This window comes from Lentilactobacillus otakiensis DSM 19908 = JCM 15040 (assembly GCF_001434145.1).
GTDB classification, from domain to species: Bacteria; Bacillota; Bacilli; order Lactobacillales; family Lactobacillaceae; genus Lentilactobacillus; species Lentilactobacillus otakiensis.
Genome location: NZ_AZED01000005.1, coordinates 47,022 through 73,865, shown reverse-complemented (window position 1 = coordinate 73,865; position 26,844 = coordinate 47,022). Strand labels below are relative to the sequence as shown.

22 protein-coding genes and 1 riboswitch are annotated in these 26,844 nt (G+C 43.3%); of the genes, 9 read left to right on the top strand and 13 right to left on the bottom strand.

All coding sequences use genetic code 11. The annotated features are described in order from the left end of the window. Positions 1–201: 201 nt before the first annotated feature. Positions 202–780: a TMEM175 family protein gene (locus tag FD05_RS01980; protein WP_020281367.1), complete on the top strand. Its 579-nt coding sequence runs from the start codon at positions 202–204 to the stop codon at positions 778–780. A 50-nt stretch (positions 781–830) separates the two neighbouring features. On the opposite strand, the gene FD05_RS01975 is transcribed toward FD05_RS01980, so the two are convergent. Further along, complete coding sequence (locus FD05_RS01975; RefSeq protein ID WP_020281368.1) at positions 831–1,184, bottom strand: iron-sulfur cluster biosynthesis family protein; 354 nt, start codon at positions 1,182–1,184, stop codon at positions 831–833. A 118-nt stretch (positions 1,185–1,302) separates the two neighbouring features. Here FD05_RS01975 and FD05_RS01970 point away from each other — a divergent pair, with 118 nt between their 5' ends. Continuing rightward, entirely contained in the window at positions 1,303–2,253 is a 951-nt protein-coding gene (locus FD05_RS01970) for an NADP-dependent oxidoreductase (RefSeq protein ID WP_039932963.1), read from the top strand. 516 nt (positions 2,254–2,769) lie between these two features. Here FD05_RS01970 and FD05_RS01965 read toward each other — a convergent pair. The 3 genes from FD05_RS01965 to FD05_RS01955 form a co-directional block, all read right to left on the bottom strand. Further along, positions 2,770–3,252, bottom strand: a complete 483-nt coding sequence (locus FD05_RS01965; RefSeq protein ID WP_020281370.1) for a hypothetical protein — start codon at positions 3,250–3,252, stop codon at positions 2,770–2,772. Beyond that, complete coding sequence (locus FD05_RS01960; RefSeq protein ID WP_020281371.1) at positions 3,253–3,690, bottom strand: hypothetical protein; 438 nt, start codon at positions 3,688–3,690, stop codon at positions 3,253–3,255. A gap of 99 nt (positions 3,691–3,789) precedes the next feature. Beyond that, complete coding sequence (locus FD05_RS01955) at positions 3,790–4,800, bottom strand: lipoate--protein ligase (RefSeq protein WP_020281372.1); 1,011 nt, start codon at positions 4,798–4,800, stop codon at positions 3,790–3,792. A gap of 161 nt (positions 4,801–4,961) precedes the next feature. On the opposite strand from FD05_RS01955, the gene FD05_RS01950 reads away from it, so the two are divergent. The 4 genes from FD05_RS01950 (at position 4,962) to FD05_RS01935 (ending at position 11,171) form a co-directional block, all read left to right on the top strand. Continuing rightward, positions 4,962–5,432, top strand: coding sequence for a universal stress protein (locus tag FD05_RS01950; RefSeq protein WP_039932964.1), 471 nt, complete (start codon positions 4,962–4,964; stop codon positions 5,430–5,432). Between the two features lie 61 nt (positions 5,433–5,493). Then, positions 5,494–6,411, top strand: coding sequence for an RluA family pseudouridine synthase (locus FD05_RS01945; protein ID WP_020281374.1), 918 nt, complete (start codon positions 5,494–5,496; stop codon positions 6,409–6,411). 20 nt (positions 6,412–6,431) lie between these two features. Then, complete coding sequence (locus tag FD05_RS01940) at positions 6,432–7,901, top strand: amidase (RefSeq protein ID WP_020281375.1); 1,470 nt, start codon at positions 6,432–6,434, stop codon at positions 7,899–7,901. A 24-nt stretch (positions 7,902–7,925) separates the two neighbouring features. Further along, entirely contained in the window at positions 7,926–11,171 is a 3,246-nt protein-coding gene (locus FD05_RS01935) for a S8 family serine peptidase (RefSeq protein ID WP_039932965.1), read from the top strand. A gap of 84 nt (positions 11,172–11,255) precedes the next feature. On the opposite strand, the gene FD05_RS01930 is transcribed toward FD05_RS01935, so the two are convergent. From FD05_RS01930 to FD05_RS01920, 4 genes are all read right to left on the bottom strand, one after another. Beyond that, positions 11,256–13,643 carry a phosphoketolase family protein gene (locus FD05_RS01930; RefSeq protein ID WP_020281377.1) on the bottom strand — a complete coding sequence of 796 codons (2,388 nt, stop codon included), beginning with the start codon at positions 13,641–13,643 and terminating at the stop codon, positions 11,256–11,258. A 250-nt stretch (positions 13,644–13,893) separates the two neighbouring features. Continuing rightward, positions 13,894–15,309, bottom strand: a complete 1,416-nt coding sequence (locus FD05_RS01925; protein ID WP_081637865.1) for an MFS transporter — start codon at positions 15,307–15,309, stop codon at positions 13,894–13,896. A 128-nt stretch (positions 15,310–15,437) separates the two neighbouring features. Continuing rightward, on the bottom strand, positions 15,438–15,611 hold the full coding sequence (locus tag FD05_RS11620) for a hypothetical protein (protein WP_020281379.1): 174 nt from the start codon (positions 15,609–15,611) through the stop codon (positions 15,438–15,440). Between the two features lie 86 nt (positions 15,612–15,697). Further along, positions 15,698–16,429: a GntR family transcriptional regulator gene (locus tag FD05_RS01920; protein ID WP_020281380.1), complete on the bottom strand. Its 732-nt coding sequence runs from the start codon at positions 16,427–16,429 to the stop codon at positions 15,698–15,700. Between the two features lie 119 nt (positions 16,430–16,548). On the opposite strand from FD05_RS01920, the gene ybaK reads away from it, so the two are divergent. Then, positions 16,549–17,049, top strand: a complete 501-nt coding sequence (gene ybaK, locus FD05_RS01915) for a Cys-tRNA(Pro) deacylase (RefSeq protein WP_020281381.1) — start codon at positions 16,549–16,551, stop codon at positions 17,047–17,049. 4 nt (positions 17,050–17,053) lie between these two features. After that, complete coding sequence (locus FD05_RS01910; protein ID WP_039932966.1) at positions 17,054–17,788, top strand: hypothetical protein; 735 nt, start codon at positions 17,054–17,056, stop codon at positions 17,786–17,788. Here the strand turns inward: FD05_RS01910 and FD05_RS01905 are convergent. The 5 genes from FD05_RS01905 to FD05_RS01885 all read right to left on the bottom strand — a co-directional run bounded on the left by FD05_RS01905 (position 17,781) and on the right by FD05_RS01885 (position 25,835). Continuing rightward, complete coding sequence (locus FD05_RS01905) at positions 17,781–18,422, bottom strand: HD domain-containing protein (RefSeq protein ID WP_020281384.1); 642 nt, start codon at positions 18,420–18,422, stop codon at positions 17,781–17,783. The genes FD05_RS01910 and FD05_RS01905 overlap by 8 nt on opposite strands. Positions 18,423–18,576: 154 nt before the next feature. Continuing rightward, positions 18,577–19,623 carry a hypothetical protein gene (locus FD05_RS01900; RefSeq protein WP_020281385.1) on the bottom strand — a complete coding sequence of 349 codons (1,047 nt, stop codon included), beginning with the start codon at positions 19,621–19,623 and terminating at the stop codon, positions 18,577–18,579. Between the two features lie 13 nt (positions 19,624–19,636). After that, positions 19,637–21,931, bottom strand: coding sequence for a DUF5776 domain-containing protein (locus tag FD05_RS01895; RefSeq protein ID WP_020281386.1), 2,295 nt, complete (start codon positions 21,929–21,931; stop codon positions 19,637–19,639). Between the two features lie 195 nt (positions 21,932–22,126). Then, positions 22,127–22,318, bottom strand: a riboswitch (cobalamin riboswitch). Between the two features lie 182 nt (positions 22,319–22,500). Beyond that, entirely contained in the window at positions 22,501–24,489 is a 1,989-nt protein-coding gene (locus FD05_RS01890) for a glycoside hydrolase family 127 protein (RefSeq protein WP_020281387.1), read from the bottom strand. Between the two features lie 158 nt (positions 24,490–24,647). After that, a complete protein-coding gene (locus FD05_RS01885; protein WP_020281388.1) occupies positions 24,648–25,835 on the bottom strand; it encodes an MFS transporter in 1,188 nt (395 codons plus the stop codon). A gap of 174 nt (positions 25,836–26,009) precedes the next feature. Between FD05_RS01885 and FD05_RS01880 the strand changes: the two genes are divergently transcribed. Beyond that, a complete protein-coding gene (locus FD05_RS01880) occupies positions 26,010–26,771 on the top strand; it encodes an AraC family transcriptional regulator (protein ID WP_020281389.1) in 762 nt (253 codons plus the stop codon). The last annotated feature ends 73 nt before the right edge of the window (positions 26,772–26,844 follow it).

Genomic DNA, 26,844 nt, shown 5'->3' with positions numbered 1-26,844 from the left:
CCTCCACAATTAAATGAATTCTTGATTAAAATACTTATTCTATTTTAACTTTTCACCCTGTATAAAGTCAATTTCATTCCGTTGATGTAACCGGTTTATCGCAAAATAATTGCATAATTATTGAACAAAAGTCGTCATCTCAACATTGCCCTTCGAATTATTGTATCCTTGTACTAAAGATACTTCGAAGGGGTGACGAATTTGAAAAAGAATCGTCTGGAAGCATTCACAGATGCGATTGTCCCAATCATTATGACTGTTCTGATTCTGGAACTAAACCCGCCAGAAAAGCTCAGTTGGTCGGGATTTTGGGGAATTCACGAAGAATTAATGTCATATGCAATTTCATTTTTCTTGTTGGCAATCGTCTGGGGGAACCATCACCACATGTTTTTGCTGGTCAAATCAATTGATGGTTTTGTGATTTGGTCCAATACGTTACTGCTATTTTTCTTATCATTTGTGCCATTTGCAACGGCAATTGTCGATTCCGATCCACATAGTTTATTTGGCTCTCAACTTTATACGCTGCTGTTTATTGGTATCAACCTTTCATGGAACCTGCTGCGAGTCAGTCTCGTGCGAGCCAACAGGTCCGTTTCAGCGCTGGTTGCGTCGCTTAAACGAGATCCAAAGAGCATTTATACTTTAGTCGCCTTCATTGCGGTATTCCTGTTTTCGTTCTACTGGCACGAGTTCGGCATGATCGGGACATTTATTGTGATGCTGCTGTGGGTCATGCCTTATCGGAAAATCGAGCATGCAGCGAAGAAAATTTAGTCAAACTAAAAATGGTACTCAACCAAATTGGTCGGGTACCATTTTTTATTTTATGCTTGCTGTTTAGTTAAATCCTTCAGCTCAATATTACTATCCATAATGCCACTTTCGCTGCTCAAAACAACCCGGTGGTTCTTATAATCGAGTTTCATATCCTGATCGAGGTAAATCTTGCTGTAACCCTTGTAGTACCAATTGCCAGCATTGGCGTCCAATTTGGTGTCATAATCCGGCACCTCAGCGTCTTTGTCGACGGCGATCAGGTCATAGCTGGTATCCAGTGAGCAAACGCCCACTTTGGAGAATGGTCCAACTCCGTCATCAAAACTGAGAAGCAGCTTGCTGTCGGCAGGGAAAACCTTCTTGAGTTGTTGTAATGCTTCATTAGTAATTGTTAATTTCATATTCTCACCTCTCCTAGTTATACTAAACTTCTTCAGCAGAAAGTCAATTAGATTGCACACAATCTTTTTAATTTTTCATAATCCCCATTAACTGGTATCATATTGTCGAGGTGATTAAATGACAAATCGAATGAAGGCCGTCGTGATCAACGACTACGGCGATCGCGATCAATTAACTGAAACTGAAATGCCCATCCCTAAAATTGATGACCATCAGCTATTAGTAAAAGTCGTCAGTATCGGCGTCAATCCGATCGATTGGAAAACTCGTCAAGGCTTACGAAAAGCCCGCTACCCATTTAAATTTCCCATCATCTTAGGACAGGAAATGGCTGGAATTGTCTCAAAAGTTGGCAAAAGTGTGACTGGTTTCAAGGTTGGTGATGCAGTCATCGGCTATGGAACGCCAAGTAACCGCGGCACCTATGCCGAATTCTATGCCATCGATGCTGATCAGGCTGCCCACAAACCAATTACGGTCTCCTTTCAGGAAGCCGCTGGACTCGGATTGGCTGGCACAACTGCCTGGCAAGCGTTATTCGATGCCGGACGTCTCAAGGTTGGCGAGACAGTGTTGGTATTGGCGGGCTCTGGTGGCGTTGGTTCAATGGCGATTCAGCTTGCCAAACAAATTGGTGCCCATGTCATTACCACCACAAGTGCGACTAATGATAATTATGTCCGCCACTTAGGTGCTGATAAAGTCATCGACTATAAGACCCAAGATTTTGCCAAAGTCTCACCGGAAGTTGATTTGGTCTTCGATACTTTAGGCGGGCAGAACCAGCTGGATGCCTTCAAAGTCGTCAAACCAGGTGGACGAATCATCTCAATTGTTGAAACCACTGATCAAGCAGATGAACTCAGTCAAAAATATGGCGTTTCATTCAAAAAGATCAATGCCCATCCCGACAAAGATGTCATCACGACTTTGACTAATAAACTCGGCGCAGGCAAACTGAAAGTTCCGATTGCCACCCAACTTAAATTCAATGCCGAAAATGTCCGCGAAATGCACAAACTCAGTGAAACAGGACATATTGTCGGTAAATTAATCTTAAATGTCTAAGAAAAGCCACCCAGTGGATATGACTGGGTGGCTTTTTGTATTGAGGGGTTTATACGAGGAGGAGATTATTTGAACTCATAAAAATATGTTCGTTGGTAGACATCCCCCTGATGTCAAAGTAAATATACCAACTCAACTAAAATATTGCAAAATTAATGGCACATTATTATAACTATTCGGTGGTTAATGTGTAAACTACTAATTTATACATATTGAGTTAGAAAAACGAATTAAATAATGACAGCTTAAACATCGAAAAAATGGGACAGAAAAAAAGGCCAACTGGGTTTCTCCAGTTGACCTTCTTTATTACGGCACCTACCTAAGTAGATGAACTTCTTGGATTCCACAATCCGCTAAAGTCAAACACCAGCAAATCTGTGCCTTAAATTGTGTCCCGCTCGAATTCACATTAATCGCTTGCGCGACAGCATAAATGCTGTGTGATTTCTCGACTCATCGCATACAAGCATTATGCCATGTTTTCATGAAAACATCAAGCTTTCTTTTATGTGGTTATTTTTCTTCCGGCTGCTTTTCAAGGTTTTCCTTAACCATGTCCAGGTGCTCAGAGACCCAGTTATTCATTTGATCGAGGTAATTGGCCACATTGCCCACATAATCGTCGGCGCTGGCAACCTCATCAATCCGTAAACTGGATTTGTTGACCCATGGCGAACTGATAACGAGATACACGTTAATTGGCAGTGTCCCATCCTGATCCTGCATCATTTTACTGATAACCTTAGCATCTTCATATGGTAGATTAATCAAGTTAGTTTCCAAACGCAAAGTCACGTCTTCATCAGATGCCTTAACTTCACCATATGCCAATTTACCTAAATTCAATTGTTCTTCCACGTAATCATAGACCGGCTGCATCACTTTGGCAGGATCGGCCATGATTTCATCGAGTTTCTTGCTAAATGATTTGCCTTCAATTTTTTCGTTGACAACATCATCCACGAAACTTGCTACATCTTTTTCCAAAATTTTCACCTATCTTTTTAATCCTTTTTGTCTGTTAATTCGGCGCTGAAAAGTGTCGTGCTGCAATGCGGCTCGCAGCCTGAACGCCAGAATATACCAATAAACATTCACAAGAATACCAAATGCTGCAACCAGTGACACAAACAGCTTCACCAAGATGGTCGCATCACTATTCATGAACATGGTTGAGATCATCCCCACAAAACCAACGGAATAAATCGCAATTACCACTGCTAGGAGATAATAGCTGATTTTAACCCGCAACACCGCCAAAATCAACGTTGCCGCGTAAAAGGCAATCGCAATCCAAGTCACCTGCATGGCTTCGGCAGCCGTGGCAGGTGCTTTGAGCGCCATAAAGTCCAAGGTCATTAACCAGGTTGCTGCTAAGAAGACGATTAGTGAGATAAGTGCCCAGAAAATAGCCTGCTTTTCTTCTGTTTTCATTTAACGTTTTACCCTCCAGAATTCCAACAAAAAAAAGATAAATTCGATAATGGAATTTATCTTTTTATTAACAGTTTTAGTGTACCTTATTAACGCGGTTTAGAAAAGCATATCAAAGAAATCGTCGCGAGAAATTCCGGTGAAGTACTCGTTCAAATCAACATCTTTCAGTGCATCTTCAAAGTCTTTACGTTCGAAACGAACACCCTTTAACTTGTCGGCAACTTCGGTCGAATCTTTAGGGCCAAAGTAGTCACCAAAGAATTTAACGTTGGAAACCTTGCCGTCATCGACTTGGAGACGGGCATCAATCGTTCCGTTGGTGAAGTGTTGACGCTTCTTAACGGTGAACTCTGGTGAATTGCCGTATACCCAATCCCAGTTGTTGTAGTAATCATCAAAAATCTTGTCGATTCCCTTTTGATCTTCATCGGTTAAGTGATATTCCTTGTCCTTGATTTGTTCAAGGTCATCAACATGGAACAACTCTTTCAACAAACGATCACGGAATTCTGGGGTGGTCAAGTTTTGATATTTAGGTGACAAGTATGGCTTCAAGTTAGTAACTCGTGAGCTGACTGACTTAATACCCTTTGACTTAATCTTGTCTTCAGGGACATCCAAAGCATTTGGAATGACCGACAGATCAACATCCAGCATCAACGTACCATGTGAGAACGTCTTGCCGCCCTTGGTGTACATTGCGTTACCGGAGAATTTCTTACCGTCAACCAAAATATCGTTACGGCCACTGACTTCAACGGATTTAGCACCCATATCGTGCAGTGCGTCAACGATTGGTTGAACGAATGATTTGAAGTCACCGAACTCTTCACTGTCACTGTCAACCACAAAGCTGAAGCAAAGGTTGCCTAAATCTTGGTAGACAGCGCCACCGCCGGAGAGACGACGGGTAACAACGATACCGTGTTCATCGACATATTTTTTATTAATTTCTTCAAGTGTGTTTTGATTACGGCCAACAATGATACATGGACCTTCAATGTAAAATAAAAGCAGCGGTTCATCAAATTTAATCTCGTTCATTAAATACTGTTCAGTCGCCAAATTGCGCCTGATATCATTTGATTTCATGACATAATAGTACATAAATTAACAGCCTCTTTTCATTTAGTTGATCAACTTGAATATTAGCACGATAGGAAAGCGATTACAATCACAAGCAAACAGATGAAAATTTTAATTGATTACATCTTTCGCTGAGAATGGTATAGTTTAGGTAAGGACAATACGAATACGGGGTGATTGACATGCAACAACAAAAATATGAAAACGTCTTGGTACCAGTCGATGGTTCAAAAACAACTGAGAAAGTGTTGGATCGAGCAATCGAGGTCGCACGGGACAACGATGCCCATCTTGATATTTTGAACATTTTGGAAGTGAACCAATTTAACCAAACCTATGGTAGTGCCGTAAGTGGCGACGTGGTTTTCAAATTAACTGAAAATACCGATGATCAGCTGAAGAAATACCAAAAGAAAGCTGAAGATGCCGGCGTCAAAGACGTCAACATCCACATCCGTTTTGGAAATCCAAAACCAATCATCGCTCGGGAATTTCCCAAGGATCACAATAATGATGTGATTGTGATTGGTTCAACCGGCTTAAGTGCGGTTGAGCGTTTAATCATTGGTTCGGTTACCAGCTATGTAACCAGAACGGCTAAATGTGACGTCTTGATTGTGCGTCCCAAGGCCAAACTAAATTCGAATAACTAACTTTTCGGAAGGCGGTGGCATTGTGCTGCTGCTTTTTTTGTCGGAATTTTGAGGATATGTCATGAAAAATACACAATGGGTTTTCAACGAAACCGTCCCCTCTTTAATGGATGGTCAATCGTTAAAATCCTTATTAAGTCAATATTGGCAATTGCCCAAACATTTGGTATACAGTATTCGCCACGCTCAAAGAGTGTTGGTAAATGGCAAGTATCAGCCGGTCAATTTCCCGGTAACAACTGGCGATAAAATTCAGTTGACTTTTGTGCCAAACGATTTTGTCAGCCCATTTCCAAAGGTGACAGCGGATTCCGCTGCTACCGTCGAGATTCTGTATGAAGATGCCAACTTGGTGGTTATGAACAAGCGTCGCGGTGACAAAACTCATCCTAACCAACCTGGTGAATTTGGGGCCACCATCAATCACCTGGCGGCCTATTTAGCCACCGAAAAAACGCTCCCCTACATGATTCATCGGCTAGACCAGGAAACCAGTGGGGCAATTATTTTTGCAAAGAATCCCGCTGTGGTGCCAATCCTGGTGGCTAACATCGCCCAAAAGCAAATCAAACGGACTTACTTAGCCTGGGTAGTCGGGACGAACCTACCAGATTCTGGCACGATTGATTTTGCCATTGGCTTGGATCCTGATGACAAGCGGAAACGTAAAGTCAATGGTCCCAAGGCAGTCTCGGCAATCACCCACTATCAAGTATTAAAACGCCAATCCGGGTACTCACTGTTGTCGGTTGAACTAGAGACTGGCCGGACGCACCAAATTCGGGTGCATTTGGCCGCCCTCCAACACCCATTAGTCGGCGATCCGCTGTATAATTCAAGTAATGATAGCCCTTTCTTGTTGTTACATTCATGGAAAGTCGATTTGCCGCTGCCGTTTACAAAGGTACATAAAATTGTTGAGGCACCAATTCCACAGCATTTCATCGACTTTCAGCAACGTTTGGGCCCATCTAAGTGAACGATTGAAGGGAGATTAATATGACAACAAATCTATCCACACATTCCGCAACTGAACTATCTGAATTAATCCGCCAAGGTAAGCTTGACCGGGTGGCGTTGGTTCAAGAGCTGATTGACACCGTTGAGAAACATAATCCAGAATTAAACGCAGTGACAACTCTCTGGGGTGACCGGGCACTCAAACTCGCCCGGAACTTCAATGATACCGGTCAGCCATTTGCCGGGGTGCCAATCTTATTAAAGGGCCTTGGGCAATCATTTAAAGGGGAACCAGATACAGGCAGCTCGAATTTACTAAAAGACTACAAGGCAACTTCAACTAATAATTTTGTCCGTTCATTTATCACTGCTGGCTTGATTCCAGTTGGTGAAACCAACGCGCCAGAGTTTGGCTTTAAAAACGTAACCGACTCCAAACTATACGGAAATGCTCATAATCCGTGGAACACCGACTATCAGCCTGGTGGTTCCTCTGGCGGATCGGCAGCCGTAGTTGGTGCAGATTGGCTGCCAATTGCTGGTGGCAACGACGGTGGTGGTTCAATTCGAATTCCATCATCATTTTCCGGCACAATTGGTCTAAAGCCCACCCGTGGCCGTGTCGCAACCGGCCCTGGTGAATGGCGTGGTTGGCAAGGAGCCTCGATTAACTTTGCGATTACCCGCGACATTAATGATACGGCCCGCTTGCTCGATGCTATTTCAACGATTCAGATGGCTGCACCTTTCCAAGTGCCGTTACCAGAAGAAAGCTTTACGGCCACTTTGAACAACCTGCCCAAATCGCTGACAATTGCATATTCTGTTGAGTCACCAGTGGGCACGCCAGTTTCCGATGAAGCCAAAGAAGCGGTGTTAAATGCCGTTCAATTTCTCAAAAATGAAGGTTACGATCCGGTCAATGCAGATGCGCCCATCGATGGAATTGGCTTGATGAAGAGCTATTATCTAATGAACGCCGGCGAAACTGCGACGATGTTTGCCAACATGCATTTAGCAGACGACGTGATCAAACAAAACGTTGAGCCGCTGACATGGGCATTAGGCTATGCCGGCCGTTCGGTCACCGCTGTTCAATACAGTCAGGCACTGACTTTCTGGGATAACATTGCCAGTGATATGGACGATTTTCAGCAAGAATTCGATCTTTATTTGACGCCCACCACCGCTCATCAAGCACCACGAATTGACCAACAATTAGTCTCAGATGACAATTTAGAAAAAATGAAACACATTGAAGACTTGAACTCCGATGATCAAATGCAGCTGATATGGGATCAATGGCTGCCAGCATTGACACTGTCACCATTTACCCAGCTCGCCAACATCAGCGGTCAACCAGCCATCAGCTTGCCAACCTATGTCGGTAAAAATGGTTTGCCATTGGGCGTTCAATTCATGGCACGAAAAGGCCGCGAAGACCTGTTGCTGCAAATGGGAAAATTATTTGAGGATAATCAACAATTTAAATTACTGAAACAAGATTAATGCGTCATTTTAGGGGGAGATTGCATGATAGACATTCGCAAAGTAATCGCGGTACTACTCGTCAGTGGCGCGGCTGGACTGGTTTCAGTTGACAATGTGCAGACTGCCTCCGCAAAAAGTACCCCAACTACCACAAAGAAGGCCTCATCCCAACCAGCTAACCAAAATGCACTCGATAAGGGCAGCGTCCCTGGTCTGTGGGCACAAGGTTACCGGGGCCAGGGAATGGTCGTTGCGGTGATCGACAGTGGGATTCAAGCAAATAAGGAATTCACCTTGTCCGATACCAGCACGGCAGCCATTTCCAAAACCCAAGCTGAGCAGATGATTGCCAAAAAAGGTTATGGTAAATACATTAGTCCGAAAATTCCATTTGCCTATGATTACGTCAATAATAACAACGATGATTCACCCGCAGATACCGTTTCTGGATTCCACGGCTTGATGACTAGCGGTATTGTTGGTGCAAATGGTTCAGCACTTCAAGGTAAGTCCAAATACGTTGAAGGAATTGCTCCCGAAGCACAACTGCTGAACATGAAGGTCTATGGCGGTTTCAGCGACGAGTGGCCCAATGACGTCGCCCGGGCAATTCACGATGCCGTCGACCTTGGCGCCAACGTCATTAACATGTCATTGGGGCTCGGCATTCCAAACCAATCACTGACTGACCAGGAACAGGCGGCTGTGAAATACGCGACTGATCATGGCGTCTTTGTCGCAGTTGCAGGTAGTAACTACGGCCATGCTGGTAGTGCTCAAAATAGTTACAACGAACAATCCAATACGCTCATTACCATCTATGAGCCTGCCAATACCGGCACAACCAGTAATCCGGCGGCGTCACCCACAGCTACAACTGTCGGTGACGAAAATGCCAAGGCTGGCGATAAAAGTGAAATGGATGAGATGTCAGCGTGGGGGCCAACGCCAGAATTTAATTTGAAACCAGATATCTCTGCTCCCGGCCAACAAGTTGCCGTTTTGAACGAAAATAATACATTCACAACGGATACAGGCACTTCATTCTCCTCACCGTACATCGCGGGATCGGCTGCCCTCATCCTTCAAAAGCTGAAGCAGACCCAGCCTGCTTTGAAAGGCGCCGCTCTGGTTAACGCCGTTAAAATTGCCTTGATGAATGCCGCACAACCGATGGCAAATGACAAATACAAAGGCGATCTCATTTCGCCACGTGTTCAGGGTGCCGGACAGGTTAATGTGACCAATGCCGCTGATTTAAAAGGCGCCGCATTTGATCCCACAACTAACCAGGGCTCAATTTCCTTAAAGTCGATCGGCCAAACGTCAAAATTTAACGTCGCTGTCACTAATCACAGTGACACTGATCAAACCTATCACGTCAATACCAGCAACGGGCCATTTACTGAAGTTCGAGACACCAACAAGCATGGCGTTGGGCCAGTTCACGATACCCCAATCTCCGGTGCTTCGCTGCAGTCGGACCAAAGTGATGTGACGGTTGCGCCCGGCAAGACTCAGAATGTCCAATTGACCTTAAATTTGGGTAATTCTGCAGTCAAAAACAGTATTGCCGAAGGATACATCAGTTTCGTCAATTCCGATGCCAGCCAAAATCTGACTGTCCCATACTTTGGTTACTATGGTGATCCCACCGAAGAACCAGCAGTTGATAAACCAGCCAACGAACACGTCAGTGTCTTCAATGGTGGTTATTTAATGGATACCAAAGATATGCCGCTCGGACTCAGCGATCGAACTTCATTGGCAAGCTGGCTAAACACTCTCTCCAATCCTGACGCGTTAAGAATGAACGTTCCAGAACAAATTCAAAATAATAAAGTGGCTTTTTCACCAAATGGTGATGGCCATTCAGATGCCATTAGTCCATATGTATTCACTTTCCAGAATCTGGCGGATGTAACAGCAGAAATTACCAATGCCTCTGGAAAAGTGATTCACACAATTGATACGGAAACCAATACCCAGAAATCCATTCAAGAAAATGGCAATGGCTTTGTCAACGACCTCTCCATTTCCCCATCGATGAGACTGAATCCAAAAGCCATGAACTGGAACGGGATGGCTTATGATCAGTCAACTGGTAGGATGAAAGTCGTTCCCGATGGCCAATACCATTACGTGATCAACACGACCAACTACAATGACGGCGCCAAGAAGCAGCAATCCTTCAGCCTGCCATTTAAAGTTGATACGATCGCACCAAAGATCACCAAAACGGCATACAAGAAAGGTAATTTAGCTGTCAGTTATTCCGATGTCGGTGCCGGGTTTACATCAATCTCCTCATTAGCAGTGAAAATTGGCGGTAAATCAGTTGGTGTCAGCTTGAATAATAATGGCAAGTCCAACTCTGGCAAATTAGTCTATAAATTATCAACCAAGACACAAAAGGCCCTGGCTAAAGCCAAGGGCAAGATGCAATTATCATTGGCGGACGTTGCCGGTAATCAAATCAGTAAAACCTACAAAGCGAAAGCCAGTCAATATAAACATACCAGCAAGTCTAAAGCCAAGGGATCCAAAGTGACCTGGACGGTGCGAACCAATGATTTGCCTTCCATGATGAACCACGACCCATTTGCTGTGACAACCCGATTTGCCGAAACCAATGGCATCAAGTTCACCGGATTGAATGATAATAACCTCACGCTTATCAATGCCACCAGCAAAGTCTACAATTCAGATACCAATCAATTGACAATTGCCGGTAAGGTGTCTAATCCAAAAGCGAAGTTAACCATTCTCAAATCTTCCAACCAAAATGCCTCGGAGAATAAAGTTAAAATTCGAAAGTCCGGCAAGTTCAGCTTTGAAATGCCACTCGCCCCAACGACCCAACGCGGAATTGGCTACATCCTACAAACCACCAAGAAGGGTAAGACAACCACGGCTAAGGGAACGCTTGAAGTGATGATTGATACGACGCCACCAACTTTGAATCTCTCACTAGGATCAGATGTCCAAGAAGTTGGCGATGGTAATTATACAATCAATACTAATGAGAGCACATTTAACGTTGCTGGATCAGTCGATGACAATGTCGATGGTTACCGATTGTTTATTAACAGTGACAATATTTTCCATGAACAAAACAATGCGGGCTTCGTTGACCACACCGATATTGGTGCCAACCCCAACCCACATTCTGCTCATCAATTTAGTCAGTCGTACAATCTACAGCTCGGTAAGAATGTGTTGACCGTTTCGGCGGTTGACCAAACCGGCAACAAAGTTACCAAAACAATTACGGTTACCCGTCAATAAAATGAATCTATAAAAAAGGCGTTCGAAATCATTTCTGATTTCGAACGCCTTTTAGGTTTTAGTAATTAATGATTAATGATTAAATTACTTTTTGAGACCTTCCCATTTCCAGTCAACAACTTCTGGAAGATCAGTTCCTTCTTGACGAATGTAGGCATTATGCTTGTCGATAGTGTCGTTCATACGTTGAATGAAGTAACCGCCCTTAACAGTGTAAGCTGGAATATCTTGAACAGCTTCCTTAGCAAGGTTGAAGCGATCCAATTGGTTCAAGACACGCATGTCGAATGGTGTAGTGATATCACCATTTTCACGGTAGCCATGAACATGAAGGTTGTGGTTATGACGATCGAAGAAGATATCCTTGATAAGTCCTTCGAAGCCATGGAATGCGAAGATAACAGGCTTGTCAGTAGTGAACAAGTTGTCAAAGTCTTCATCACTCAATCCACGAGGGTCAACCTTAGGTGAACGAAGCTTCAATAAATCAACAACGTTGATGTAACGAATCTTCATGTCAGGGAATTCCTTGTTCAAGATTGAGATAGCAGCCAATGCTTCCAAGTTAGGTTCTGAACCTGCGGCAGCAAAGACAACATCTGGTTCTTGACCTTGGTCAGTTGATGCCCAGTCGATGTAGCCAAGACCATTCTTAACAAGGTTTTGTGCTTCATCCATTGTGTACCATTGACGACGTGGGTGCTTTGAAGTAACGATCAAGTTGATCTTTTCGTAAGTTCTAAATGCAACATCACCAACTGCTAACAAAGTGTTAGCATCTGCTGGAAGATACTCACGGATAAATTCAGGCTTCTTCTCAGCTAAATGAGTTAACATACCTGGATCTTGGTGGGTATAACCATTGTGGTCTTGCTGGAATACTGTTGAAGTATCAACAAAGTTCAATGAAGGATATTGCTTTCTCCAGTATTGTTCTGAAGCTTTACGCAACCACTTCATGTGTTGAGTCAACATTGAGTCAACAACACGTCCAAATGATTCGTAAGTAGCAAAGAATCCATGACGACCAGTCAATACATAACCTTCAAGCCAACCTTCTGCTTGGTGTTCTGAAAGTTGTGAGTCGATAACACGACCATGGTTTGAAAGATCTTCATCATATGGTTCATGAATGTCTTCCATCCATTGACGCTTAGAATCGTCAAGCAAGCTGTAAAGACGGTTTGACTTAGTTTCATCAGGACCGAATCCACGGAAGTTAGTTGGGTTAAGTTCTGCAACTTTTTCCAACCAATTTGACCATTCGATCATATCTTGCTTCTGAGTAACACCACGATCGAATTTAACTTCGAAGTCATGAATATCAGGAAGCTTCAATGGTTCTGGCTTGATACCACCGTTAGTGATTGGGTTAACTGACATCCGCTTGTCACCCTTAGGAGCAACTTCGCGAATTTCTGGCTTAACAGTACCATTTTCATCAAATAATTCTTCTGGCTTGTATGACTTCAACCAGTTAATAAGCAAGTCTTTATGTTCCATTGAACCTGCGGCAACAGGAATTGGAACTTGGTGAGCACGGAATGAACCTTCGATAGGGTTACCATCGAGATCCTTCTTAGGACCAGTCCAGCCTTTAGGTGAACGGAAGATAATCATTGGCCAGTTAGGTAACTTAACGTTATCTGGTGTTTCGTTTTCACGAGCATTCTTTTGAATTGACTTAATCTCTTCAATAACATGGTCAAGAGTCTTGGCAAATTCTGCTTCAACCTTGGCATGGTCTGTATCAGCGGTTGCTTCAACAAAGTATGGATCCCAGCCCATTCCTTTAAAGTAACTAGTTAAGTCTTCGTCACTCATACGTGAAAGGATAGTAGGGTTAGAAATCTTGAAACCGTTCATGTTAATGATAGGAAGAACAGCACCATCGGTAATTGGGTTGATGAACTTGTCAGAGAACCATGAAGCAGCCAATGGGCCGGTTTCTGATTCACCATCACCAATTTCAACAGCAGCGATTACATCTGGGTTGTCTAAGATAGCACCGGTACCATGTGAAAGTGAGTATCCAAGTTCTCCACCTTCATGGATTGAACCTGGAGTTTCTGGTGCGGCATGAGAAGCAACTCCACCTGGGAATGAAAATTGCTTGAATAATTTAGCCATACCTTTTTCGTCTTGGCTGATGTTTGGATAGATATCTGAATAACTACCGTCAAGATATGAGTTAGAAACCATAACTTGGCCACCATGACCTGATCCTTCAATGTAGAACATGTTCAAATCGTATTTGTTAATAACACGGTTCAATTCTGCATAGATAAGGTTTTGGGATACGATAGTTCCCCAGTGACCAATAGGCTTAACTTTAACGTCTTTGGCTTCGAGGGGTCGCTTAAGCAATGGGTTGTCGCGCAAGAACAATTGACCTACTGAAAGGTAATTAGCGGCACGCCAGTACTTGTCAACAAGTTCCAAATATTCTTTGGAATCGTAATCTACTGTCATTAATTAACACTCCTTCTTCGATTTAGCAACAAACTTCTGTATAGAATGTTCGTAAAATTCACCAACTGTTTCTTGATCAATTTACATCACTAATACTAAACGATATTTTCAAAAAGTCAACCTTTTAGAAAATTGATACGGTCCAATATTATGTGACTAAAAATCCTATACTTATAAGCTATTATGGACGCTAACAAATCTTTAGTCCACTATTATTAATATTTTGTAACAAAATTTTCTCAATTTTTACTCAGGCATTTTTACGTCGGAAATTAACCGTCAGCTGAGCGATAAACAATCCCAATAAAACGGCTGCGGTGATCCAAAATGTGAACCGCATGCCAAAAATAAATGCACTTGGCTGAGCCACTGGATAATCAATTGTTGAATGCCCCAGATTCATGCTGATGCCGCTGAATAATAGAATGTTGGCAAAGATTGCGCCAATCGTCATCCCGGTATTCCGGGAAAATCCCAACAAACCGCTGGCAATTCCCAGCTGGTCTTTTGTGACCGAGTTCATGACTAAGACGTTGGTTGGTGCCTGAAATAATCCGTTACCCAAACCAACGAAGCCGAGCCAAACACACAGTATTCCAAGGGAAGTAGTGTGATTCACAGTTGCCAACCCAGCTTGGCTGATGATCAGCATTGCCAACGAAATGGCCGCAATAAAGTGCGAACCGAATTTGTCACTCAGCCAACCAGCAAAGGGTGAGACGATGATTTGAATGATTGGAAAACTAATCAAAATCAGACCAGCTAAGTCAGTACTGATTAACCGATTCTGTTCCAAATAGATTGGTTCGATAATGTTGACGACAAAATTAATGCCATAAACCAGAATGGTTGCCAGCAGGCTCAATGAGAAATCGACGTTATTAAATAAATGAAAATTTATGACAGGATTTGGTGCCCGCTTTTCCAAATAAATGAATCCAAATAGCAAAATAATTGTCATAATCATCAACGAAAGAAAAATTAAACTCATAAATCCGAGTTGCTGACCAAGAATTAATCCCATGAACAAGCTGCCCGCAGTCAAAATCAGAACAAGCATCCCCAACGTATCGACTTTGCCTTCTGATTTGTTTTTTGCTTTCGGCAAAACAATTTGGCCAAGAATAATAGCAATCAAACCAACTGGAACGTTGACCCAAAAAATATAGTTCCAAGGCAAATAAGTCAAGATTAGGCCGCCAAGACCAGGGCCAGCGATACTGCCAAGTGCCACCACTGAACCAAAGCTGCCCAGTGCCAGCCCCCGCTGCTCTTTCGTAAAGGTTTCCGTAATGATGCCAGCGTTTGTGCTCAAGGTCATGCTGGCTCCCAACGCCTGAATTGCCCGCATTGAAAGAATCCAGAAGAACCCCAGGTTGAATCCGCATAACAGCGAGGCAATCGTGAAAATAATCGTACCGATTTTGAAGACACGAGCTTTACCAAACAAGTCCCCCATCTTGCCAAATGGAAGTAGGAACATACAAGTCACAATTAAGTAGCTCGAGGCCACCCATGTAATTTGTGAGGTCGGCACACTCATCGCCCGCGACATGACTGGTAATGCGATGTTGACGATGCTGCTGGTTAACGTGGACATGAAAGATAGCAATACGATAGCGGTGAAAATCCACCATTGATTTTTAATGTTTGGTTGATTGTCCATGTTGAGCACCCCCCCTATCAGACTCGAAGTTTCCATCTATAGAATAGGCGCTTTTGTTGTCAGGGTTGGTAAATTTGCTCACAAAAATACAGCGAACCAAGTTATGATTCGCTGCGTTTTTTTAAGTATTATTGTCCAAGTACATCTTCAATAATGTCCGTGCCTTGTGGTGTTGCGGCTGCAATTGCCAGAATCAGTATTAAGATACCAATAAAAATAAATACATTTCTCACTGCAGGACGATTTTTTTGACGCCAACCATAGGTTAAATTAAAAATGCCCAGGAACACCAAAATTAACATAATGTAAAAGCCCGTGGGAACCACACTCCTTTGTTGTGTTTGGTGGAATTTGTTTGTTGTTTTGGTTACTTTGAGATCACTCTATGTTATTTGTCCTCATCCAAGTTTACAAACGTATTGTAATTTAAATACTGATAATGAATTCGCATATTCGAAACTTCAAATGGCGTGCCATCATCTAAGAAGAAAATGCCTTCCATCACACCAACCGGCTCCACTGGCTTCAAGCCCAGCAGCTTTTGATCCTCTGCCGTTGACGGATCCGCCCGAATTGTCATAAATGATTTGGTAACCGAATTGCCGGTTGCGTCTTCGAAATAGTTGAAGATCGAGCCTTCCACTCTTTCGCTGTTTAACTCGGGTGCTACTCTGATTGGAATATAGCCTTGTTCGATCATGAATGGCTTGTCGTCAAATGACCGCAGTCGCTTAATTTCGTATACAAATTCACCCGGATTGAGAAACAATTCGGTTTGGAGTTCTTCACTTGCCGGAACCACCTTAAAATCCAGCAGCTTAATCTGTGGTGTTTGACCATCACTCTTAAAACTGTCGGTAACACCCAAGTTGGAACCTTCATATTGAAAAATCGTCTGATTCTTTTGGTACAGCGGATTAATAAACGTGCCTGACCCCCGTTTTTTGAAAATAATCCCCTGATTTGCCAAAACATTCAAAGCTCGTTTAATTGAACTGCGGCTAACACCGTAGGATTCGCTGAGGCTGCGTTCATCCGGCAGCTTCTTTGACGCAAACTCGTTGGCCTGGATGCGCTCCTTTAAATCCTTCATGATGTTGCGATATACTAAATCAGCCATTTGTGCTCCTTATTAAATCGTTAAATTGATCTGCTGAAATAAAGTATAACAGATTATCTTCTTTTCTTCAGACAGATTATATCGCAGGTTGTGATAAAATATCTCTGAGGTGTTATGAAATGTCAAAGAAAAAGAAGAATCAGGTTCATAAAACTTTAGTTGAACAAATTTTAGATAAACACAAGATTCCGTTCACTCAAATGGCCTTTCCGACCCATAAAGAAGGCGACGTGGAACAAATCAGCGTTGACCATTTGGATACCGACGAACACCAGATTTTCAAGACGTTGGTGTTCTCAGGCAAAACGACCGGGCCGGTGGTGGGCGTCGTTCCCGTTGACGAACATTTGAATGAGAAAAAGCTCGCCAAGGTTTCCGGCAACAAGAAAGTCAACTTGGTGCCATTAAAGGATCTTTTGAAAACCACCGGTTACCAACACGGCGCCAACACGCCAATCGGGATCTGGGAAAAGTTCCATTATCCAATCTACGTTGACCAAGAAGCCAAAGAGATGGGCGATATCATCGTCTCGTCCGGACAAATTGGCCGTTCGGTTAAAGTCGACGCCCAGCAAATGGTTGACTTGATTGGCGGCAAGTTTGCCGACATAAAGGAATGATGGCATGCTCAAATATATTCTGACCAATATTGGGTTGGTACTCGGATTAGTGATCGGAGTGCCATTTCTTTTTATTTTCCTCCTTTCAGCAATCAACCGGAGTACCAAGCAGCAGATCGCCAATCAATTCGGCACCGGTGGGCAAATTGGGTTTGGCTTTCTTGGCATCATGATTCACGAAGCCAGCCACCTGTTGATGGCGCTGGTATTCGGCCACCACGTCGACCAGTTTCGCCTGGTGCGCTTTCCGACAGCTGAAAACAGCACCCTCGGATACGTTCACCACACTTGGAATAAGCGCAACCTATATCAAAATATGGGCAACTTATTCATTGGTGTGGCACCAATCTTTGGGTGCTGCTTATCAATTCTGTTCTTGGCAAAATTCACAATTCCGGAAGTCTATCAATCGCTGATCAGTTCCACTCAGCAATCCTTTAGCCAAGTGAGCTTCATGATGCCGACCTTTAACTGGCTGCCAATGGTCATCTTTCTGGTGGTAGCCGCAAATATCTGTATCGGTGGCTTTGACTTGAGTTCTGCAGATTTTGATAATTCCAAGCAGGGGTTCTGGCAGGCCGTGATCTTTTTGATCTTAGTCACTTTAATTATTTCCATTACGCCGCTCCAAGATGATCTGCTCGCCGTATTGAGCCACTTCACGATGATAGTTATCGTGATTTCACTTTTTAATCTCGTCATTTCAGTCATCATGAATCTCATATTTCGCTTTATTTAGTCCCATTCCATTCGTCGACAAATTCGCCCACAAAGTCTTGCATGATCTGCTGGCGGTGTTCGGCGATTTTTTTGGCGGTCGGCGTGTTCATCTGGTCCTTCAGCTTGAATAATTTCTCGTAAAAATGGTTAATAACCGTGCCGCGTTTACGGTACTCAGCCTTATCCATTCCTGTCCGTGGCATGATCCGCGGATTATACATAATTTCACCGAAGTGGCCGCCAAAGTAAAATGTTCGGGCAATTCCGATGGCGCCAATTGCATCAAGCCGGTCAGCATCTTGGACGATCTGCCCCTCAATCGACAATTGATGATGCGTCTTTAAGTTGGCACTGTATGACATGTTATCAATGATTTCGAAGACTTTTTTGACAAAATCGTCATCATAGCCAACCCCGATCAATTCGTTGGCAATCGCCTTGCGCTTGGCTGCAGGATTAGTCGTTACCTTATCGTCACTGACATCATGCAGGTAAGCAGCAATAATGACGAGTGCTTCATCGGCATCCTCACCCTTCAAAATCAGTTTGGCCAAACTAACGACCCGTTCAATATGCGTGTAGTCGTGGCCGGTTGTTTCGTACCCGAGTTCTTTTTGAACGAACCCGCGAATTTGTCTTAGTCCATTAATCATGTGGAAACTCCTTTTTACAATTTCTATTGACTATTGTTCATAGATTCACTTCATTAATTAGTATATCTTTTATTATTTAGAAAATCTTCAGAAAAAGCCTTAGCAATTTGATTTCTCGCATTGCTAAGGCTCCTTTTTAATCATATATTTTTAACTAATTAATGTTGTAAACCGACTGTCCTTTCAAAGCAGCCTTATAAGCTGCCACGGCCAAGTTCACCTGACCAACACCATACAGCTGGCTAGTGGCATTTTTGATCGACCCAGTCTTATTCACATACGTCAGCACCGCATACAGCGGGGTGGCCTTTTGACCCGACCGCATTGGACTAACATTGACATACTTCTTCGTTGTTGAATTATTTGACAGCGCAATAATCGCCTCTGCCGTTGAGTTGGCATTCGGCGTCGTCTTGCCGTTAAACGTGTATCCAAAGGCACCGTTACTTTGTGCAAGGCTATATAGGAACTGTTGCCCCTTTTGAATACTTGATTCGATGGAGCTGGCGCTTGACTTACCTCGTGATAAGCCAGTCAGCACCATGCTGGTGGTGTCGGCATCCTTGGCACCCTGGGCGTTATTGTAGGTCCAGCCATGATTCTTCAGCTGAACTTTAACCAGTCGGTAACTCAAGCTGGCCTTACTAAATTTCGCATGACTGGGCTGCTTGAATTTGCTGCTCATGGAAACAGCGATCAGCGTTTCCGCCTGCGAACTGGCTGTCTGATTGCTGACACTTGTCCGGTACAATCGTGACACCAGGTTAATTCCTGTCTTGTGACCATATGCCTTGTAGTTCTGGGCATTTAATCCCATTGCTTGAACGGCCATGACGGCGTTGGCCAATGTGGCAGCCGTACTGCTGTTTTTGATAACCAAATTCTTCCGCAGTAGATTCTTTTCACTAGTCGTAAATTTATAGTGATTACCCTTCAATCCCAGCAGGAAATCGGAATAGCCAGAAGCCGCGCCGGTTTCCGAATATAATTTATGGCTGAATATGGAACTGGTTTTGCCGGATAACCCGGTTTTGTTTTCTTTAAGCATCTTCTTAGCGTACGAATACGTGAGTGCAGTTCGTCGATGAATGGTTGCCGAACCGGCCTTATGGATGGACGCTGCGCCAACACTCGTGGTCAACGTGACCGTCATCAACACGGCACTTACGGATGCCAAAATACTTTTGGTTAATTTATTCATCATCAATACCTCTTTATTTATTGTAGTTCAGGGAAATGCGATCACCATTGGCAACCACATAAGCGCCGATCGACGTATTTGGCTGGTTGCCATTAATCGAGTACAGCCAACCGGTCATAGTACCTGCAGGTCCGGCGTTGTAGCCATTAATACCTTTGACATAAGCAGTGATGCCGGAACCGACCGTGGTGATTGATAAACCGTGTTGAGCTGCGAGCGTATTGAGCGCATCCAAAGCAGTCGCTCCCTTGGAAACTGTCACGCTCCCACTGGCAATCACGGATCCGTTGGCGTTAACGCTGACAGTCACCGTTTCAGTGGTTGGGTTGGTATTGGAACCAGAATTACTACTATTGTTTCCAGAACCATTTGTCGGTGTATTGTTTGAACCGTTTGAGGTACTTGAACTTGTGCCGGCAGGATTGGTGGTTGTACTAGTCGAGGTTGACGTGGTCGTAGATGACGAGGAGCTGGAAGTCGAAGGTGCCGGTGTAACCGGCGTCTCAACGGTATCCGTATTCTGCCCACTTGTCTTGGCGATCTTGGTTGCCATGACCAACTTTTTATTGGCTGAAATGTAGCGCCCGTTGGTCAATAACAACCGGGTAGTGTGTCCATACCCAACGACTTTTTGAACGGATAATGACTTGTTCTTCTTAACGTGCTGCTTCTTATTCGTTAAATCAAGATAGTTAGATTCATTGATTCCTTTTGGGTTGATCACTTTTACTCGAGTAACCTTTGCGGAATAGTAAGCCCCGGTTAAATATTTACGAGCTGACAACATGTAGCCGGTTTTACCGCTCTTCATGTCTTTAACACGATATACAGCATGCCCCTGTTTACTAGTAACTTGACGAAGGACTAAGAACATCGGTCGGTTGGTACGATGCTGTTTCTTGTAAGTCTTAGCAAGATTATGTTTGGTAAAATTAGTGCTCTTATACAATTTAAGGGTTGTTAAACCATAGACAACTGAGCCCTTGGCACTCTTGGACTTCTTGGTTGTGGTTGGTTTGGTAACGGTTGTAGTCGTCGACGAACTGGATGCAGCTGAAGGACTTGAGGCGCTTGGTGTACTGTTGATGATTGTCGTGTAGTTATTGTTAATTGTCGTTGCACTGGAAGACTCGGCACTTGAATCGACGACTTTCACGTTATTCATCTCGGCAACCCCGACTGCCCGATCCGCAATTGCTGCCTCACTGGTGGTATCAGCATTAATCTTGGTGATATAGTTCTCAAGTGTTTGATTAATCGTGTTGATGGCAGTGGCCTTATCACCTGCCGAGGCCTGGGAATCATTGTTAATCGCTTGCTGCTTCGTATTCGCGGCAGCATTTAATTGTGCTAGTTCACGTGGTCTGAAAGTGGGGTTTTTGGCAAAATCAAAGATCCATCCCTGACCACCATCCTTGGTAAATCGGGCCTGTTCCAGCGTGTAGGTTGCTTGTTGGAGCAGCATTGAATTACTGTCAGCAGAAATGTCTTTTTGATCAAGCAAACGTTGAACTGGTGCCACATAACCAGGTTTACCATTCAGCGATGTGTAGACATCCACACCAGCAGCCGCAAGGGCGTTGACCATGGTAATGTTGTTGTATTGGTCTTCTTGGTTGGTTTTATTGCCAAAGCCACCATTTTGCTGATAATAATTATTTTCAACCACGGTGACAGCTTTTTGAATGGCAGCCGGAACCCCAGGCTGGTTCATATTCATTGAGAGAGCTTGAATCGCCCGTCCGGTGAGGTCAACATCGCCCCAGGTAGACGTCCAAATACCGGATGTGGCATCACGGTCAGCTAAAATTTTCGCAGTCAACGTTGCGCGAGCAGCTTCACTTGTTTTGCCATAGCTGCCTGTGCTTAGGGCTTCAAGATCGTTCACCAAAGTGTACAAACTTGGCTTATCAATTTTGGCTTGGGGATCGTTAATCACCTGGCCAACCAAATCTTTCTTTTCAACGTTCGCTGGATCCTTATCCAGTGCGCGCAGGCCGATAACTCCGGCAACGTTTGAGACACCACTTAAATTCTGGGTGTTTCCGCTTAAAAAACCATTCGTGGTAACGATATCCTGATAGGCATTATCTGCTTGAGCATCGGTAATGCCGCCGTCGCTGGTTGCCAAAATGGCGGCATCCCAAGCATCCAATGTGTCTTTTTGTGCGGTCAGCTTCACGCCGGTCACGATCGCCGAATCGACGTTTGCCGCGGTATCGGCCTTGGCAAAGTTGCCGCCACCAATCGCTAGCAAGAACATCCCCATTACCAGGGATATCCAATAAATCAACTGTTTCTTCTTCATACGTCTGCTCTCCTCCAAATCATTAAATAGTGATGAAACCCTCAACCAAAAATGAACACAACAAAAAAGCCCGACTAGTTTAACTAGCCAGGGCCGTTTCTCAATCACTAATAACCTAAATTCAGACATTGAATTTGAGCATACAAAATATCCGAGAGATACGCTATTAATTGACAAAGCCGACCCTAAGAAGCTTTGCAATCGGCATAACAAGCGTATCCTGACTCGATATCTACCTAACACCGTCCTCTTTCCAGTTTTACCCAGTGAGTTACGACGGCGTAGTCAATCTTACAGTAGCGAAGGGGCTGTAAAGGCTTTTCACCTTTTTCCGTTTTATTATGCTTCTTTACATGGAAAAGTATAGCATATCATGAGGGATAGTTTATGGGCTTTTGGAAAATGAGTGTCAACTATTGTCTAAAAAACGTCATATCTTGAAATTGTCAGAAAACACTTAACGGCATGGCCCTGTGTCACATGGGTCATGCCGTTAAAGAAGTACATATCAACTAATTATTTAAGTGACTTATTATCTTTGAGGCAGACGATTCCCCGTAGATAACTGTCTATTTGTGAAGCCAAACACTCATCTGGCCTTCATCCCGGTTAGCCCATGAATAATATGGGATCAGGGTTAACTTGGTCGACGCTCTTCTAGGGGCCTGGTTGAACTGATACAAGCTTTCCGAGTCGGGCTCTGTTTCGACCTTGGTTGCATCGTTAGTCGTTAAGACACCAACGCCATTCAAAAGGCCTTCCTGGTAGGCAAAGTCAAAACTTGGAACTGTATCAAGCTGGTAATTCCAAAGATTACCAGGATTGTCAACTTGTTCTGCACAATAGACGATTGGGCCACGTTGAACCGCAACATCGTCAGCATTTGCACGAACCTTAGCGTTGGCATAAATCAAATTAGTCTTCATATCCAATACAACTTCAATCGATGTTTTTTCGTCCGTGATCGGAACGACAACAATGCCATCTTTTCCGTCTACATCAATCACTTGATCATTGACGGTGATTTTAAATGAGTCTCTGCTCCAATTAGGAATTCGAACCGCAAAATTGAAATGAACATTGTTTGGATTGGTAATCTCAAAGTTTGCAGTACCATCCCATGGTAAATTACTGTCCTGATCAATTTGGATACCATCACTAAAAGTGGTGGAATTAGCAATATATTGATGGGCAAAGATTGTGTTGTCCTTAATTTCATACAGGTAACGGTCCATCGATGCAATCAATCTGGTGATATTTGATGGGCAGCAAGCCGTTCCAAACCAAGCTTGACGACGTGGCAAGACGTGTTTCTTATCCGGATTCTTTTCAGATTCGCTAGGATTAACTTCCAACGGATTGACATAGAAATAATGAGTCCCATCCAATGCCATACCACTCAAAGCGCCATTGTAGATTTCCTTTTCGATTACATCACCATACTCACCTTTAAAGTCACCGGCAAGCATCTGACGGGCAAAGAAAGTCATTGCAACCGAAGCACAAGTTTCACCATAGTCGGTGTCGGTTGGCAGATCGTAGTCAAAGGTAAAAGCCTCTCCGGTAGATGTTTGACCAACATTACCAGTGATATACATTTGCTTCTTGACAATGTCATTCCAAATCCTCTGAGCAGCATCCTTCAAGTCTTGATCGCCAGTTACACAAGCAAGATGGGCCAATCCGGTTGCCAAGTATACACAACGCACGGCGTGTCCATGAGCATCGGTCTGTTCCGTCACGGGTTTATCTGCGTAATAATATTCGTTACCAATCGTATTCAGGTCTGGCCAAAAAGCATTATCCCAACCGTCGGCTTCGTTTTGCTTGTCAAAGAAATCGGGATCCTGACCGCGTTGGCGAATGAAGTAATTCGTCAGATTCAAATATTCTTCTTTTCCGGTGACTTCATAAAGTCGCATTAATGCCAATTCAATTTCAGGATGGCCACCATAACCGTGAATCTTATTATCTTCAAGTCCAAAGTTGTCCTCTAAACAAGCCGCCATCTTTTCTGCAATGTCTAGGGCTTTTTGATTGCCAGTTGCTTCAAAATAGGCAACTCCGGCTTCAATATAGTGTCCCATTGAATATAATTCATGAGATTGTTGGAGCCGTTTGAACTTTCTTTCGGGAAATTTGATTTGAAAAATCGTTGAAAGATAACCATCAGGTTGTTGAGCTTTAGCGATCAAATCAACGACCGCGTCAGTTTCAGCTTGTAAGTCTTTATCTGGATGGTATTGCAGCGTATAAGCTGCTGCTTCCAGCCATTTATAAACGTCGGTATCTTGGAAATTCATGCCGACGTGTTTACCCTTGCTGATGCCGGCAGCAATCTTCAAGTTTTCAATGGCGTGGCTTTGCAAGCCGTCTTGATAAGCTTCCTTATCAGTAAATGCATCGTCACCAATTGTCGTATCATTTTTGTCGCTGATTGTTTCATACTGATATGGGACCACCACGTTAGCGACTAAATCGCGGTATCTCTTCCAAAAATCAGATGTGATTTTAACTTGATTAATTGATAGATTAGTTGTTGCAGTTGGCTTTGTCATTTGAATTGTCCTTTCATATCCAAAAAGCAATATCCATAATATAGCTTATATTGTAAGCGAATTCAGAAGTGATTTGGGGCACATTTTCAATGAAATAGTGACAGTTTTTTAGTAACTAGAACCTTACATGTTTAATTAGTGACAATTAAAATGGTGCCTTATACCACATCATTTTTAGCTGCTTTGCTAAAACGATGAGTGATCCTAACTAAATAAGTTACCAACCCGAGCGATGCAATGGCAAATACTGCTGCACCGATCCCCAGACTGGACAAACCGGCAGTTAATAGGAAGGCCGATCCTACTGCGGACCCAACTGAAATACCTAAATTCGAGAAGATTGAATTAAACGACGATGCTAATACCATCGATTGAGGATAATCAGATTCTGCAATCTGCATAAAATGAATTTGGATGGGAGCATTTAGTAGATACATCGCCATCCCCATAATCAACAAGAGTGGGAAGCCAAGTAACTGAGAGTGAATCAGAAACGGCATTGTCAGAAATACTAATGATTGAATCACATAGACGAGTGGCATTCGAGATAGACTGCCATGGCTGGCAAGGAACCCGGAAAATTGATTACTGAATATTGAAGCAACACCATAAATCGCTAGTATCAAACCAAGTGATGCCACGGAGAATTTCATCATTTCCGTTAAAATCGGTTGTAAGTAAGTATAAACAACGTAGGTTCCTGCTAAATTGCACATGACCAAGGCTGACCCGATAATCACCCGCCGATCGCGAACGATTGCCAGTTGGCGCATGAGTGAACTCTTGGTTTGCCTGATGTGTTTTGGCAGCAGCCAAATAACAGCCGCAAGACAGGCGATCCCAATAACAGTAATTAATATGAATGAATACCGCCAACTAGTTGTATTGGCAATTAATGTTCCAACTGGAACTCCGACAACCGAGGCAATGCTAAATCCAGAAAAAATCCAAGATACCAGCATTGGCCGCTTTTCAATCGAAACGATGACGGTCGCAAAAGACATCGCCAGTGAGATGATCGGTCCTGCCGTTAGTGCCGTGAGCACTCTGGAGATAATCAGCTGATTAAAAGATGGTGCCAGAGCCGTATAAGTATTACCAACAATAAAGATTACTATCAAAACCACCAAAACTTTGAACCGGTTAAACTGACTGATAATTGTGTTCACTACCGGCGTTGAAAATGCGTATATCAAAGCAAACAACGTTACCAAAAAGCCGGCTTGCGATGTTGACACACTGAAAGTCCGACTGACGTCTGATAATATTCCAACAATAATAAATTCATTACACCCCAACACAAAACCAATCAGCACTAAAACGATCGATTGAAATTTGGTTTTCATATTCGTATTCCATCCTTATAAAAAATTGTGCACTTCACCGACAACTTCATCACATTTTATCCGTTGAAATAAGTTGGGGCACATTGCTTGACCTCTGTATTTTAGGCGTTTAATCTGTATTTTAGAATCCACAATTTTTAATAATTAGTCGCACTTTTTAAGAGGTGATTCATCGTGAGTTATCTAGCATTAGACATTTCTAAGCCCGCTTTTCTATTTTTTATCGGTGAATTTTCATTTGACGGCACTTGGGAGCATCCCGTTAACGCACATCAAGCCGATTTTGAATTAATATTGCCACAAACAGGAACGTTATCCATTCTCGTTAATGACCACCCGTTTATCCTCAAACCCGGTGATGTTCTGCTAGTTCCACCATACGCAAAGGTAACTGGTAACGGAACAATGACTCAACAAATCAATTTTTATTGGCTGCATTTTTATTGTGATTACAAAGTTGTTGATTCTCCCACTGATGGTTCAAAAGACCAGTTGATCTTTCCAAATCAATTTCGGATTAAGGACAATGGCGATATTCTGATTTTATTGAGCGAGCTCATGAATATGGAACTGGACAGAACGACTAATCAGCTACCATTAAATCTGCTGACGACTACCATCTTAGCTAAATTAAACGTTGAATACCACCGCAAATCGATTAACGCTCATCCATCAACACTAGTCAGCCAAGCATTGGAATGGATCCGTGCCAACATGTCGGTTGATCTATCCATTAAAAACGTTGCCGAACACTTTGAGGTCTCAAACGCGTATCTCACCCAACAATTTAAACGGGATTTGAATACCACCCCCCTTCAGCATCTGCTAGGATTGAAGATTCAAGCTGCAAAAGTCTTGCTTATCAGAACCAACTTACCGATTTATGAAATTAGCGCAAACATTTCGCATATCACCACCAAAATAATCCGTTTGTAGACCCAAGTATTCCCATTCCTCGTGAAATGCAGGAAAAGTATAATATTAAGTATCGTTGAATTGGCTGTTGCAT